This is a genomic window from Dysgonomonas mossii DSM 22836, assembly GCF_000213575.1.
GTDB lineage: Bacteria > Bacteroidota > Bacteroidia > Bacteroidales > Dysgonomonadaceae > Dysgonomonas > Dysgonomonas mossii.
On sequence record NZ_GL892005.1, the window covers coordinates 503,544 to 518,290 of the forward strand.

The 14,747-nt window shown below is 38.1% G+C and carries 14 protein-coding genes; 8 read left to right on the top strand and 6 right to left on the bottom strand.

Annotation, left to right across the window (positions count from 1 at the left end; genetic code table 11):
* Nucleotides 1-21 precede the first annotated feature (21 nt).
* From bglX to HMPREF9456_RS05670, 3 genes are all read left to right on the top strand, one after another.
* Nucleotides 22-2,319 (top strand): beta-glucosidase BglX, encoded by a 2,298-nt coding sequence (gene bglX, locus HMPREF9456_RS05660; protein ID WP_006842518.1) that lies wholly within the window; start codon nt 22-24, stop codon nt 2,317-2,319.
* A 72-nt stretch (nt 2,320-2,391) separates the two neighbouring features.
* Nucleotides 2,392-3,753 carry a glucoamylase family protein gene (locus tag HMPREF9456_RS05665; protein WP_018074800.1) on the top strand — a complete coding sequence of 454 codons (1,362 nt, stop codon included), beginning with the start codon at nt 2,392-2,394 and terminating at the stop codon, nt 3,751-3,753.
* A gap of 95 nt (nt 3,754-3,848) precedes the next feature.
* Entirely contained in the window at nt 3,849-4,613 is a 765-nt protein-coding gene (locus HMPREF9456_RS05670) for a carboxylesterase family protein (RefSeq protein ID WP_006842520.1), read from the top strand.
* 116 nt (nt 4,614-4,729) lie between these two features.
* Here HMPREF9456_RS05670 and HMPREF9456_RS05675 read toward each other — a convergent pair whose 3' ends face one another.
* The 6 genes from HMPREF9456_RS05675 to HMPREF9456_RS05705 form a co-directional block, all read right to left on the bottom strand.
* Complete coding sequence (locus tag HMPREF9456_RS05675) at nt 4,730-5,509, bottom strand: prephenate dehydrogenase/arogenate dehydrogenase family protein (RefSeq protein WP_006842521.1); 780 nt, start codon at nt 5,507-5,509, stop codon at nt 4,730-4,732.
* Between the two features lie 6 nt (nt 5,510-5,515).
* Entirely contained in the window at nt 5,516-6,577 is a 1,062-nt protein-coding gene (locus tag HMPREF9456_RS05680) for a bifunctional 3-deoxy-7-phosphoheptulonate synthase/chorismate mutase type II (RefSeq protein WP_006842522.1), read from the bottom strand.
* Nucleotides 6,578-6,743: 166 nt separating this feature from the next.
* Nucleotides 6,744-7,913 (bottom strand): pyridoxal phosphate-dependent aminotransferase, encoded by a 1,170-nt coding sequence (locus tag HMPREF9456_RS05685; RefSeq protein WP_006842523.1) that lies wholly within the window; start codon nt 7,911-7,913, stop codon nt 6,744-6,746.
* A gap of 40 nt (nt 7,914-7,953) precedes the next feature.
* On the bottom strand, nt 7,954-8,796 hold the full coding sequence (locus HMPREF9456_RS05690) for a prephenate dehydratase (RefSeq protein WP_006842524.1): 843 nt from the start codon (nt 8,794-8,796) through the stop codon (nt 7,954-7,956).
* Between the two features lie 267 nt (nt 8,797-9,063).
* Nucleotides 9,064-10,161, bottom strand: a complete 1,098-nt coding sequence (locus HMPREF9456_RS05700; RefSeq protein WP_006842525.1) for a sialidase family protein — start codon at nt 10,159-10,161, stop codon at nt 9,064-9,066.
* A gap of 36 nt (nt 10,162-10,197) precedes the next feature.
* On the bottom strand, nt 10,198-11,529 hold the full coding sequence (locus tag HMPREF9456_RS05705) for a PhoH family protein (RefSeq protein ID WP_006842526.1): 1,332 nt from the start codon (nt 11,527-11,529) through the stop codon (nt 10,198-10,200).
* A gap of 152 nt (nt 11,530-11,681) precedes the next feature.
* Here HMPREF9456_RS05705 and kdsA point away from each other — a divergent pair, with 152 nt between their 5' ends.
* The 5 genes from kdsA (at nt 11,682) to HMPREF9456_RS05730 (ending at nt 14,744) form a co-directional block, all read left to right on the top strand.
* Nucleotides 11,682-12,476, top strand: a complete 795-nt coding sequence (kdsA, locus tag HMPREF9456_RS05710; protein WP_006842527.1) for a 3-deoxy-8-phosphooctulonate synthase — start codon at nt 11,682-11,684, stop codon at nt 12,474-12,476.
* On the top strand, nt 12,477-13,187 hold the full coding sequence (locus tag HMPREF9456_RS05715) for a 2-phosphosulfolactate phosphatase (RefSeq protein WP_006842528.1): 711 nt from the start codon (nt 12,477-12,479) through the stop codon (nt 13,185-13,187).
* 7 nt (nt 13,188-13,194) lie between these two features.
* Nucleotides 13,195-13,560 carry a YraN family protein gene (locus tag HMPREF9456_RS05720; protein WP_006842529.1) on the top strand — a complete coding sequence of 122 codons (366 nt, stop codon included), beginning with the start codon at nt 13,195-13,197 and terminating at the stop codon, nt 13,558-13,560.
* Nucleotides 13,561-13,635: 75 nt separating this feature from the next.
* Nucleotides 13,636-14,007 (top strand): MmcQ/YjbR family DNA-binding protein, encoded by a 372-nt coding sequence (locus HMPREF9456_RS05725; protein ID WP_006842530.1) that lies wholly within the window; start codon nt 13,636-13,638, stop codon nt 14,005-14,007.
* Complete coding sequence (locus HMPREF9456_RS05730) at nt 14,004-14,744, top strand: biotin--[acetyl-CoA-carboxylase] ligase (RefSeq protein WP_006842531.1); 741 nt, start codon at nt 14,004-14,006, stop codon at nt 14,742-14,744. Before HMPREF9456_RS05725 ends, HMPREF9456_RS05730 begins: the two co-directional genes overlap by 4 nt.
* The last annotated feature ends 3 nt before the right edge of the window (nt 14,745-14,747 follow it).

Sequence of the window (14,747 nt, forward strand, 5' to 3'; positions counted from 1 at the left end):
ATAACTGAAATTTAAGGTAAAATGACTGTAAGACAATTATTATTGGTCTTCTTGGCCTTCTTTGCTATCTCTGGCAATATATTGGGACAAGGGAAAGATCCAAAGATGGATAAGTTTATCAATGATTTAATGAGTAAGATGACGCTGGATGAGAAAATCGGACAGCTTAATCTGCCTAGTTCCGGAGATATAACCACCGGACAGGCTAAAAGCAGTAATATAGCTGAAAAAATTAAGAAAGGACAAGTCGGTGGATTATTCAATATAAAAGGTGTTGAGAAAATTAAAGAAGTTCAACGCATTGCAGTAGAACAGAGTCGTCTGAAAATTCCATTAATATTTGGAATGGACGTAATTCACGGATACGAAACTGTATTTCCAATTCCTTTAGGAATGGCTGCTACATGGGATATGGCTGCTGTAGAGCAATCAGCTCGTATCGCTGCAATAGAAGCAAGTGCCGATGGTATTTGCTGGACATTTAGTCCAATGGTTGATATTTCGAGAGATCCACGCTGGGGACGTTTTTCGGAAGGAAATGGAGAAGACCCTTTTCTTGGAGGACAAATCGCAAAAGCGATGGTTCGCGGATATCAGGGAGTAGGAGAGAACATGTATAAGTCTAACTCCAATATTATGGCTTGTGTTAAACACTATGCGCTATATGGTGCAGGTGAAGCAGGTCGCGACTATAATACTGTAGACATGAGTCGTATACGTATGTTTAATGAATATATGTACCCTTATCAGGCTGCAGTAGAGGCGGGTGTAGGGAGCGTAATGGCTTCGTTTAATGAAGTGGACGGAGTTCCGGCTACAGCTAACAAATGGTTGATGACAGATGTATTGCGTAAGCAATGGGGATTTAACGGTTTTGTAGTTACAGACTACACCGGAATAAGTGAAATGATAGATCACGGAATTGGTGATCTACAAACCGTTTCGGCTCGTGCCTTGAAAGCAGGGATCGATATGGATATGGTAAGTGAAGGCTTGGCTACAGTGGGCAAGTCTCTTAAAGAAGGAAAAGTTACGCAAGCTGAAATAGATCAGGCTTGTCGCCGTGTGTTGGAAGCAAAATATAAATTAGGATTATTTGCAGATCCATATAAATATTGCGATGTAAATCGTGCAAAAAAAGAAATATACACAGCCGAAAATCGTGCTGTTGCTCGTAAGATAGCTTCCGAAAGTTTTGTTTTGCTTAAAAACGCAAATAACACTTTGCCTTTGAAAAAAGGTGGAACTATAGCAGTGGTTGGTCCTTTGGCAAACACACGCTCTAATATGCCCGGAACATGGAGTGTTGCCGTGGATCTTACTAAACCTGCAACCGTAGTTGAAGGTATTCAGGAGGTCGCCGGAAGTAATGCTAGGGTTGTTTATGCAAAAGGTAGTCATCTGATAAATGATGCAAAATATGAACAAAATGCAACAATGTTTGGTCGTACATTGCATAGAGATCAGGAAACTCGTAGCAATGAAGAAATGCTACAAGAAGCATTACAAATATCAAAGGATGCAGATGTAATCGTTGCAGCATTGGGTGAATCGTCTGAGATGAGTGGAGAATCTAGTTCTCGTACCGAAATTGGTATACCTGATGTACAGAAAGAATTGTTAAGAGAATTATTGAAAACCGGAAAACCTGTTGTCTTGGTATTGTTTACTGGTCGTCCATTGACTTTGACTTGGGAAAATGAAAACGTACCGGCCATTCTTAATGTTTGGTTTGGTGGTTCAGAGGCTGCACATGCTATTGGAGATGTTTTGTTTGGAGATGTCAACCCTAGCGGAAAACTTGTTGCTACTTTCCCTCAGAATGTGGGACAGATTCCGTTATTCTACAATCATAAAAATACAGGTCGTCCGTTGCAGGAAGGCAGATGGTTTGAGAAATTCCGCAGTAACTATTTAGATGTAAGCAACGCTCCCCTATATCCATTTGGATACGGATTAAGCTATACTACATTTAGCTATAGCGACATTAAATTGAGTTCTACAACACTTGATGCAAAAGGAGAATTAACAGCTTCCGTCACTGTTACAAATACAGGGAAATATGATGGAGCAGAAGTTGTTCAACTTTATATTCGTGACTTGGTCGGTAGTGTGACACGTCCGGTGAAAGAATTGAAAGGCTTTGAAAAAACATTTATAAAAGCAGGAGAAAGTAAGAATGTTAGTTTTAAGATAACTCCTGAGTTATTGAAATTCTACAATTATAATCTCGAATATGTATTTGAAAAAGGTGATTTTGATGTGATGATAGGAGGTAATAGTAGTGATGTTAAATCTGCGAGATTTACATTAAATTAAATGCTCTGAGTCTTGAAAAAGAGACTATGCAATCTTAGTCTCTTTTTCTTGTTTATTATTAAAACAGATAATATGAAAAAAATATATATACCATTCATTTCTATAATACTTGTGCTAGCGGCTATTAGCTGTAAGGATAAATCCAATAAAGATACTGATGATAGCACCATAGAGCCAATTGCTATTACAGATGAGGCTCTATTGGATAGTGTTCAGCGCAGGACATTTAATTATTTTTGGGATGGGGCCGAACCTACGAGTGGAATGGCTCGCGAACGCTTTCATGTAGATGGAGTATATCCTCAAAATGATAAAAATGTGGTGACTTCCGGAGGCAGTGGCTTTGGAATAATGGCTATTGTTGCCGGAATAGACAGAGGGTATATAACTCGTGAACAAGGTTTAGAACGGTTTACAAAGATTGTAAACTTTCTCGAGAAAGCAGATTCTTTTCATGGTGTATTTCCACATTGGTGGAATGGTGAGACTGGCGAAGTAAAAGGCTTTAGTGATAAAGACAATGGAGGTGACTTAGTTGAAACGTCATTCCTTCTACAAGGTTTGTTGGCACTTCATCAGTATTATGTAAATGGGTCTGATGCAGAAAAAGCTTTAGCTGTCCGTATTGACAACCTTTGGAAAAATGTGGACTGGAACTGGCATCGTAACGGTCAAAATGTATTGTATTGGCATTGGAGCCCTAACCATTCATGGGAAATGAATTTTCCTATTCGTGGATACAATGAATGTCTCATTACTTATATCCTGGCTGCATGTTCTCCTACTCATGGCACTCCGGCTGAGGTCTATCATGAAGGTTGGGCAGAAAACGGAAAGATTATTGCTCCTCATCAATTGGATGGGTATAACCTGAATATGCGTTATCAAAGCAATAGCGGAGCAGGCCCTTTATTCTGGGCTCATTATTCATTCTTAGGATTAAATCCTACCGGGCTAAAAGATAAGTATGCTGATTATTATCAGGAAATGAAAAATTATACACTCATAAATAGAGCGTATTGCTTACGTAACCCGAAAGGATTTAAAGGATATGGAGAAGATTGCTGGGGATTGACTGCTAGTTATTCTGTAAAAGGATATAGTGCTCATGAGCCAACAGAAGAAGGAGACCTCGGTGTAATAACTCCTACGGCAGCCTTGTCTTCTATTGTATATACTCCTGAGGAATCAATGAAAGTAATACGCAAGCTATATAGCATGGGCGATAAGGTTTGGGGGCAATATGGTTTTTATGATGCTTTTAGTGAAACAGATAACTGGTATCCACAGCGTTATTTAGCAATAGACCAAGGTACAATAGCTGTGATGATCGAGAACTATCGTTCGCAGTTGCTTTGGAATCTATTTATGAGTCACCCTGATGTTCAAAAGGGGCTTAAAAAACTAGGCTTTGAATCTCCTTCATTGAACTAAAGAGTTATAAAACCAAAAGGAAATAGCATGATAACTCACATGAAGTAAGATGTATTATCGTTATCTTTAATGTCAGTTATTTTAAAATTAAGGTTATGAAAAAAGGTGTTTTATCTTTCATTTTTCTAATTTGTTCTTTATTCAGTTTTGCTCAGTTCAAGAATGCCTCATTTATGTTTGATGGGCATACGTTACCATATCAGATAATGTATCCAGAGAACTATGATGAGTCGAAGCAGTATCCATTGGTCGTATTTCTTCATGGAGCAGGAGAACGAGGTAATGACAATCAGAAGCAATTGACTCATGGTAAGCAGTTTCTTATTGATAATTTTCAGTCAGCTTATCCTGCTATCGTTATAGCACCTCAATGTCCTGCCGATAGTTATTGGGCCAATGTTGTTCGTCATCAGATTGATAATAAAATGACATTGACCTTCGGTGTTTCTGAGGGAATCACAGAACCAATGAGTACACTGATTGCTTTAGTCCAAAATTGGCTGACCTCAGGGAAAGTAGACTCCAATCAAGTATATGTAGGAGGTTTGTCAATGGGTGGTATGGGTACATTAGAATTGTTGTGGCGATTGCCTGATACTTTCTCAGCGGCGTTCCCAATCTGTGGGGGTGCTGATTTGAGTAAGCTACCTTTGTATGCCCACAATACAGCTGTTTGGCTTTTTCATGGCAGTGCCGACTCTGTCGTTCCTGTGGAAAATTCGAGAAATATATATAAACGTCTCAAAGAACTAGGATGTGATGCGGAATATACCGAATATGAAGGAGTTAATCATAATAGCTGGGACAATGCCTTCAAAGAAGAAGGGCTTGCCTCATGGCTGTTTAAACATAAAAAATAAAAGCTGAATTCAAGGTTTGTTTGGTGTTAGGCTAACTATGGTTGGTTGGTAATTGGTGTTATAAGGAGTAGAGACTGCATTAGTATTGTATGACTTTTGCAGTCTCTTTTTATATTCTATTTGTCAGCTATATTCGCTCTTACTTTTGTGAGGAAACTTAGCATTGCTGCACTGTCTTTTTTCTCGATGATCTCTAAAAGATGCTTTAATTCGCCTCGTATACTCTCCACCTGAGCAGGAGTATAAGGATTGAAGAGAATCTCGGTCAACAAATAGTCATCTTCCGACAGAAGCCCTTTTGCAATATTCATGTGACGCTTGAAGGTTGTTCCCGGAGCATCCTGATGTTTCATTACAGAAGCGAATACAAGTGTAGACGCAAACGGAATTGAAAGCGAATATGCAATCGTTTCGTCATGCTCTTCGAATGTATATTCAAAAACGTTCAACTTAAGGCTGTTATACAAGTCTTTGAAAAATATTTTTCCCCAATGGTTCGATTCTGAAATTACAATTGCACTCTGTGTACTAAGGTCTGTTAGATTGGCAAATGTAGGGCCAAACATAGGATGGGTAGATGCAAACGGTCTGCCTGTTTTTTTATAAAACTCTTTTAGTCCCGTCTTTACAGATGCAATATCCGACAATATACAATCTTCATCCAGATATGGCAGTACCATTTCAAATGCCTGAATGGTATATTTGACTGTTGCTGCATTAATAACAATTTCAGGTTTGAAGTCCCTTATCTCTTCCGGATTGCTCATTCTGACTACATTATAAACAAATCGTAGACGTTTGGGATCAATGTCAAATATAGCAACTTCGTGATCGAAACTTAATACATCAGTAAAGAAGGAGCCCATTTTTCCGGCTCCTAATATTAATATCTTCATATACGGTTACTTGTTTAATATCTCAACCTGTTGTCTTACAGATTCTTCGTGTATTGCTTCCAGAACCACACGCATAAAGTCAGGGTTCATACTCATAGATGTTGCCTGAGCAATTCGTTTTTGAAGAATTTCATCATAGCGGTCTGTCTGAACAACGGTTAAATTGTGCTCTTTCTTGAAAGTACCTATTTCGCATGATATGCGCATACGTTTTGCAAGTAATTCCAGCAACTGATCGTCTAGTTCGTCTATTTGTCTGCGAAGGTCAGAAAGGTCTTCTGTCGATTGCTTACCATCACGAATAATAAGTGCTGTCAGTATTTCTTTTAGTCTCACCGGCGTTACCTGTTGAGAAGCATCACTCCAAGCATTTTCAGGGTCGCAATGAGTTTCTATAATCAATCCGTCATAGTTTAAGTCCATTGCTTGCTGGCATAGCGGCTGTATAAGGTCACGTTTTCCTCCGATATGACTTGGGTCGCAAATAACAGGCAGATCAGGAAAACGACGTTTCAGTTCGATCGGTATATGCCATTGAGGCAGGTTTCTGTAGATTTTCTTATCGTATGAACTAAATCCACGGTGTATTGCTCCTATCTTGGTTAGACCTACATTGCTGAGGCGTTCAAGAGCACCGATCCATAACTCTAAATCGGGATTAACAGGGTTCTTAACCAATACCGGGATATCAACACCCTGTAGCGCTTCTGCTATTTCCTGAACTGCGAATGGATTTGCTGTTGTACGGGCACCGATCCATAACATGTCGATACCATATTTAAGAGCTTCATAAACGTGTTTCTGTGTTGCAACTTCAGTAGAAACGTACATTCCGGTTTCTTGTTTCACTTTTTTGAGCCAAGCAAGGCCTTCGCTGCCAACTCCTTCAAATCCACCTGGTTTAGTGCGAGGTTTCCATATTCCGGCACGAAGGATTTTTATGCCGTCTGCTGCTAGTTGCTTTGCAGTATTCATTACTTGTTCTTCAGTCTCGGCACTGCATGGACCGGCTATTACAAGAGGACGTTTCGGGTCAACTCCCGGAAGTAAAATTGAATCTAGTTTCATATTTATTTTAATTTGTTTTTTGATTATTCTATATTTTAGCTAAAAAGTGACAAAGGTGACAACTTTTAATCTGTTTTTATCTGTTACCTTTTATTTACTGTCTATAATTTAATACTCTATAATAGATAAATTTAGGCTGTCCTGATAAATGATATTGTGGCAATCATTAATTTGTTACCTTTTTTATTCTTTCCAAAGCCTCTTTAAGCATGTCTTCATTGCAGCACAAAGAGATACGTATATATCCTTCTCCTTTGTTCCCGAAAATGAATCCCGGGGTTAAGAAAACATTCGCTTCGTATAAAATTTTGTCAGCCAATTCTTCGCTGCTTTTGTATTCTGCCGGAATCTTTCCCCAAAGAAACATTCCCGATTGTTTTTTATCAAAAGTGCAACCTAGCTCTTTCATAATAGCTTCTGCATATTGACGGCGATTGGCGTATAATTTGATATTGTTTTCTTTGTGCCATTCGCCCGAATTGTTCAGAGCGGCAATGGCTGCCAACTGTATAGGTTTTAGTATTCCACTCTCGATGTTGGTCAGAACCTTTAGCACCCATTGTATAAATTGTGCATTTGAAGCCAATGTCCCAATTCTCCATCCGGGCATATTGTGCGATTTACTCATCGAATTGAGTTCGATACATATATCTTTCGCTCCTTCTACTTGCAGTATACTTAATGGCTTTTCGTTAAGAATAAGACTATAAGGGTTATCGTGAGCTATGATGATGCCATGTTTCTTTCCAAAAGTAACTATTTTTTCAAATAATTCGATCGTAGCGTTTGCGCCTGTAGGCATGTTAGGATAATTAATCCACATTAGTTTTACATTCGATAAGTCTAGCTTTTCCAATGCATCGAAATCCGGTTGCCAATTATTATTCTCATCCAATTCGTAAGAGACAATATTTGCCCCAACAAGCTTGCTCACTGAACTATATGTCGGATACCCCGGATTAGGCACTAATACTCCGTCTCCCGGATTGAGAAATGCCAGAGAGATATGTAAGATTCCTTCCTTTGAGCCTATCAAGGGTTGTATTTCATTTGCAAAATCCAGATTTACATTATATGTTCTTTTGTACCAATCAGCAAAAGCCTTACGCAACTCGGCAATACCCACATGGGGTTGATAGCCGTGTACATCTTTTTTTATTACAGATTCACATAGGGCTTTTGTGGTTTCTTCGGAAGGAGGGAGATCAGGACTTCCCACTCCGAGACTAATCACATTTTTTCCCATTGCGTTCATTTCGGCTACTTCTCTTAGTTTTTTCGAAAAGTAGTATTCACTTACTGTATTAAGGCGGTCTGCCGGTACTATTGTTCTCATATTGTTATTAGCAGTTTGCTATTGTTAAATCGTGATTTTTTTATAATTCGCTTTGTTTTCCGTTTGGATATTCTCCCAAAAGCTTTAGTTCGCTTGTTAAAGGGCGGATTGCCTGTAGCGATTGCTTGTATCGGGTAAGATCAGAAAATGTAAGGTCTACATAGAACTGATATTCCCATTCTCTACCTATTATTGGTAGAGATTGTATCTTAGTCAAATTGATGCCGTAGAAAGAAAATACCGATAATACTTTCGATAAGCTGCCTTCGCTATGTGGAGTTGTAAATACAATAGACGATTTATTCAAAACTTCTCCTTTTTGAAGTTCGTCTACCACCCACGGATTTGCTATAATAAGAAAGCGAGTAAAATTGTGCTTATTTGTCTCAATTCCCCTCGCTAAGATGTTTAGTCCATAAATTTCGGCCGCTTTGGTGCTGCATATCGCAGCAGTGGTCGATAGATGTTTCTCTGCTACATCTTTTGCTGCCAAAGCCGTATCTTCATGCTCTATAATCCTAACATCCGGTAGTGTATCTAGGAATTCTGTACATTGCATGAGTGCAATCGGATGCGATTCCACTTCTTTTATATCATGAATTGTTTGGCCGGGCAATGCCGCCAGACAATGAGAGATGCGTTGTTTGTATTCTCCTGCTATTGGGAGTTTATTTTCTTTTAGCAGATCGTAGTTGCCCAGAAGGCTACCGGCGATAGTGTTCTCTATGGCTATAATCCCGATCGTATTCGGTTCTTTTTTGATTGTTGTGAAAATATCACGAAAAGTAATGCATGGAACAATTTCGACTTCTTCTCCGAAAAAATTCTCTGCGGCTATCCCATGATATGCACCTAATCCTCCTTGTATCGCAACTCTTTTCATAAAATGTTATCAAAAAAAAATCCCGTCATATTTGACAGGATTCCATATATTCTTGTTGTTTTAATTCACTCCAAATTTCTCATACAAAATCCTGTTCTACTTTCTAAAGTAAAAGTAAAAAAAGAAAAAGTATGTATAAGAAAAAATATTCATTCTAACGCTTGTTGTTTTAAATGTGATTACAAAAGTAATATTTTTTTGAATATTGCAAGCATTTCATTCTTTTTTTATTCAGAAAATTGTAAAAATGAGGATTTATAGTTGTTATTACCACTTTCCGTTTACGATTGTTTCACTTTTAAGTAGTGACGGATCAACTTTTACATATTTAATTTTTTCTCTGCGCCACGTGTATACTATGTGTATCATACCGTCATGTCCTTGTATAACCGATGGGTAGGAATATTCCTTTATTGGCGAGTCTTCGAGAATGAGCGATGCTTTCCAGGTAATTCCATCGTCAGATAGAGCGACATTCAACGGTGTACGAGCTTTATCCTTATATGCACTCTCCGATGCTGCTACATGATTGTAGACCATTAGTTGGCGTCCGTCTTTGAGTGTTACGGCATCCGTCCCCGAGTTGTTATTGGGTAAGTAAAGAGCTATAGGATCGCTCCATGTTTCTCCTTCATCTTTCGAAAAAGCGGATATGATATGTTCGTTCTGAGAGCGACATACAATTTGCAATACATTATTGTTTAATGTTAATATACTTGGTTGAATAATATTCCAAGGCTTACTGTTGATTGGAGATGTTTTTCTCCAAGTTTTTCCTCTGTCTTCGGTAAACTCCATGTGAACTTGCCATCCGTCATTCTCTGTACTCGATGCGCAAATTAGTTTGTTACCAATCAGAATAGGTTTATTTTTTATTGGGCCTAGAAATCCTTCGGGCAGTGCTTCGGGTTTTGTCCATGTTTGTCCGTCATTGTATGAGCGGATTAGGTAACCTGTCCAATCTTGCACATTCTTTCCTATTTTATAAAACAATAGCAATTCGCCATCGGGATATTGAAATAAGACAGGGTTATAGCAGGCCTTCCTTAAAGTATCGCTCACGATGCCATCCGCTACCTTCACTGGGGGAGTCCATCCTGTTGCAGTATGACGAGAAGTATATATATTGACTTCGGGGTGTCCTTCATATTTTCCGCCAAAAAATGCCGTAATTAAACCCGACGGGGTTTCAGCAATTGTAGCTGCATGAACCGAGGGGAATTCAGCAGAATCATAAATGAATTGATCCACTAGGATACCTTCTTTCCATTTATGATTATCTACAGTTTGGGCTAAACAAGGGATAGTGAGTATACTTATTGTTACGATGAGTATACTATAAGCTCTGAGATAGAATTTGTCCATTTATATTTCTTGAAATGTTATTTTTTTTAATTGTTATTACAATAATATACTAGCTATCTCCGATAGTTTACTTCTTTCTCCTTTTATCAGATTGACATGTGCGAAAATATCTTGTCCTGTCATTTTATCTATCATGTAAGCCAACCCATTTGACTGAGCATCAAGATAAGGAGAGTCGATCTGTTGTAAATCTCCAGCAAAAATCATTTTCGTTCCTTCACCTGCACGGGTTATAATGGTTTTTATTTCGTGAGGTGTCAGGTTTTGAGCTTCATCGATAATACAGATCATCTCTGATAAACTTCGTCCACGGATATAAGCCAACGCTTCTATTTCCAGCTTCTTACTTGCCTGCATCGCTTCTATATTCTTGTACTCAGCACCACCATAAGGAATGTGATTTTTTATTACAGATAAATTGTCGAAAAGAGGCTGCATATAAGGTGCTATCTTTTGCTTTTCGTCACCGGGTAAGAATCCCAATTCTTTGTTTCCTAATGCAACGATCGGGCGGGCGAGGAGTATCTGGTCAAAGTTCTCGCTTTGTTTCAATGCTGAAGCTAAGGCCAGTAACGTTTTTCCTGTTCCCGCTTTTCCTGTAAGTGCTACTAATTTTATTTCGGGATCGGTGAGTACCTCCATCGCAAATGTTTGTTCCGCATTTCGAGGTTGTATGCCGTAACAAATCTGCTTGTCTATTTTCTTTATCTTTTTAGTAAACGGGTTGTATCTGGAAAGTACACTTTTCTTTCCATTCTTCATCACGAAACATTCATTCGCATTAACCGAAGTTTCCAGATTGAACTGGTCGAGATCAACACCGTTCGGGTTCGCATACAGTTCATCGATAACTGAAGACTCCATATCCTTAAATGTTTTATGGTGCCTCTCGAACAAAAATATATCAGGAACTTTGTCATTTATATAATCTTCTGCCAGAAGCCCAATTGCACGAGCCTTCATCCGTAGGTTTATATCTTTGGTTACCAGTATAGTTTTTGTTTTGCTGTCACGCTCCGAAATGTCAAGAACAGAAGATAATATACGGTGGTCGGGTATTCTCTCCGGGAATATTTGTGTTATCCTTTCTTGAGATTTGATACTGGTATCGATGAAGAGATTCCCTAAATCGTTGCCTAAGGATATACCTTTTGTAAATAAGTTATCATCTGTTATTGCATCGAGCTGGCGGAGAAATTCGCGGGCATTATAGTTAATCTGATCATTCCCTTTTTTGAACTTATCCAGTTCCTCCAAAACCACAATGGGAATATATATGTCATTTTCTTCAAAATTATCTAAGCATCTGAAATCATGTAGTATTACATTTGTATCCAATACAAAGTTTTTCTTCTTGGCTTTTCCCATAATTATCATGTTTTTTTATATAACAATAAAAATAGCTTAATTCCTTTAATATTGCTAATAAATAATATCAATGACAAACCTAAAATTTCTCAAAACGGTAGAATGTTTGTACCTTTGAAGACTATTTTATCTAGTAATCAAACAAATAAAAAATGAATATAGAGAACTTAAAAAATGATAATTTTTTCTTGCTCGCAGGACCATGTGTTATCGAGGGGGAAGAAATGGCACTTCGTATTGCCGAAAAAGTTAAAACTATAACAGATAGACTAAATATTCCCCATGTATTTAAGGGTTCCTATAAGAAAGCAAATCGATCTCGTGTAGATTCTTTCACCGGGATTGGAGATGAGAAAGCTTTAAAGATACTTCGCAAGGTAGGCGAAACTTTTGGTATCCCTACTGTAACAGATATTCATGAAACTCACGAGGCTGCAATGGCTGCAGAATATGTTGATGTTTTGCAGATTCCGGCGTTTCTTTGCCGTCAGACTGACTTGCTCATCGCAGCTGCCAAGACAGGTAAAATAGTAAACATAAAGAAAGGGCAGTTTCTGGCTCCGAGTGGAATGCAATTTGCAGCGCAGAAAGTATTGGATTCAGGAAATAAGAATGTAATCCTTACCGACCGTGGTACATCTTTTGGCTATTCTGATCTTGTTGTGGACTTTCGGGGAATACCTGAAATGAAAGAATTTGGTTTTCCTGTCGTGTTGGATGCAACACACTGCTTGCAAAAGCCGAATCAGGCTTCGGGTGTAACAGGCGGGCAGCCAAAATTGATAGAAACGATGTGTAAAGCGGGTATAGCTACAGGTGTAGATGGATTGTTTATTGAAACACACTTCGATACAGCAAATGCTTTGTCTGACGGAGCTAATATGCTTCCGCTAGACCAGCTTGAAGGCTTGATGGAGAAGTTAGTAAGAATAAAAGCTGCATTATAGATGAAAGTTGATGTTTGTTTTTCTCCAGCTTTGTATCCTTACTATGCCGATAGCAACAACTATATTGTAGTAGTGGTTGATATATTCAGGGCTACTACAACCATGTGTGCTGCCCTGAAAAATGGAGCTAAGTGTATTATTCCCGTAGCTTCTATCGAAGAGGCTCAACAATATAAGGCTAAAGGATATCTGGTTGGGGCAGAGCGGAATGTGAAACGTTGTGATTTTGCTGATTTTGGAAATTCACCGTTTGACTATACAAAGGAAAAAGTAGAGGGTAAAGAAATAGTATTTACAACAACAAACGGAACTCAGGCAATCGAAGCCGCTGCAAATGCAGATGTTTTGACTATCGGAGCTTTTTCGAATATAAGTGCATTGACTGAATTTTGCATACAAAAGCAAAAAGATGTAATGATACTCTGTGCAGGATGGAACAATCGTTTCAATATTGAAGATACGTTGTTTGGCGGAGCTTTAGCAGAGAGGTTAGTAGTAAAAGGATATGCGTCTGCTTCAGATGCGACTAAGGTTGCTTTATCGATGTGGCAAGAGGCTAAGTCTGAATTGAAAAGCTATATTAATCGTACTGAACATATCAAGCGGCTTGAAGCAAATAACCTGCAAGATTCTGTTGAATACTGCTTAACTGTGGACACAGCAAATCTCGTTCCTTTGTATGATAATGTAAATAAAGTATTGAAGCTTTAAATAGTCTATGGCTGAACACAATGATCTTGGGAAAAAGGGCGAGGAGGCAGCAGTTAATCTTCTTAAACAAAAAGGTTATGAGATTATTGAGCAAAATTGGACTTACGAAAAATACGAGATAGATATCATTGCTCGAAACGAAGAGTTTATTATTTTTGTAGAAGTAAAGACAAGAAGTAGTAATTATTGGGGACATCCGGAAGACGCAGTATCGAAACGAAAAATTAAAAGGATTGTAGAGGCGGCAGATTTCTATTTGAAAGAATTTAATATAGATTTACCGGCCCGCTTTGATGTTATTGCAGCAATTTGGACAGGACAAAAGTTCGAAATAGAACATATAGATGATGCGTTTTTTGCGCCTATAAACTGATATCTCATTATTTGCGATCATCTGTATAATTTTAAGAAAATCTTATTTGAAGAACAAGATCTAATAAATCAGAAAATGAATATAGAAGAAGCGCGCGAAGCCTGTATTGCTATAAAAGGAGCGACAGAGACATTTCCTTTTGGAGAGGATGTCTTAGTTTATAAGATCATGGATAAAATGTATGCTTATATGGCGTTGGATAGTAAAGATGGAGAATTTTGGCTTAACCTCAAGTGCGATCCGGAGAAAGCGATCGAGCTGCGTGAACAGTATACGGGGATAAAACCCGGATTTCATTCTAATAAAAAATATTGGAATACAATTGTTCTTGATAGCGATGTGCCAGATAAACTCATTAAAGAATTGATTCTTCACTCAGTAGACGAAGTAATAAAGAAACTAACCAAAGTAAAACAAACAGAATATAATAACTTACCAAATAGTTGACGACTGTGCCTGAGATAATTCACATTAGGGAGACTAACTCGACTAATAATTATTTAAAAGAACTACTCCAGACACAGAATGTTGATGAAGGTATTGTCGTTTGGGCAGATTTTCAGTCGGCAGGGAAAGGTCAGAGAGGGAATGGCTGGGAGTCGGAAACGGGAAAAAATATTCTTTTTAGTATTGTCTTGTTCCCTGGCTTTATAAAAGCGGGAGAGCAATTTATACTATCACAGATTGTATCTCTAGCCGTAGCAAATTGTCTGCAAGAATATACAGCGGGTATATCTATAAAATGGCCTAATGATATCTATTGGAATGAAAAGAAAATATGTGGTATCCTATTAGAAAACACTATTCTCGAAGATAATATAGGTCATTCTGTTGCCGGTATTGGTATTAATATCAATCAGGAAGATTTCAGAAGCGATGCTCCGAATCCTGTATCTCTGAAACAGATAACTAACAGAGACTATAATCTTGAAGAAATACTAAAGACTGTTGTTGATAATATCAATGTGTACTACCAGCAAATAAAAATTGGCAAGACCGATTCTCTGATAAAACAATATAAAGAGTCTCTTTTCAGGAAAGATGGTTATCATCTGTATAATGATGGGGAATCGAATTTCCTTGCCCGAATACAAGATGTTAATTCTTCGGGAATCCTTATCTTAAGAACTAACGAAGGCGAAGAAAGACATTTTGCCTTTAAAGAAGTTAAATATATCATATAAGAA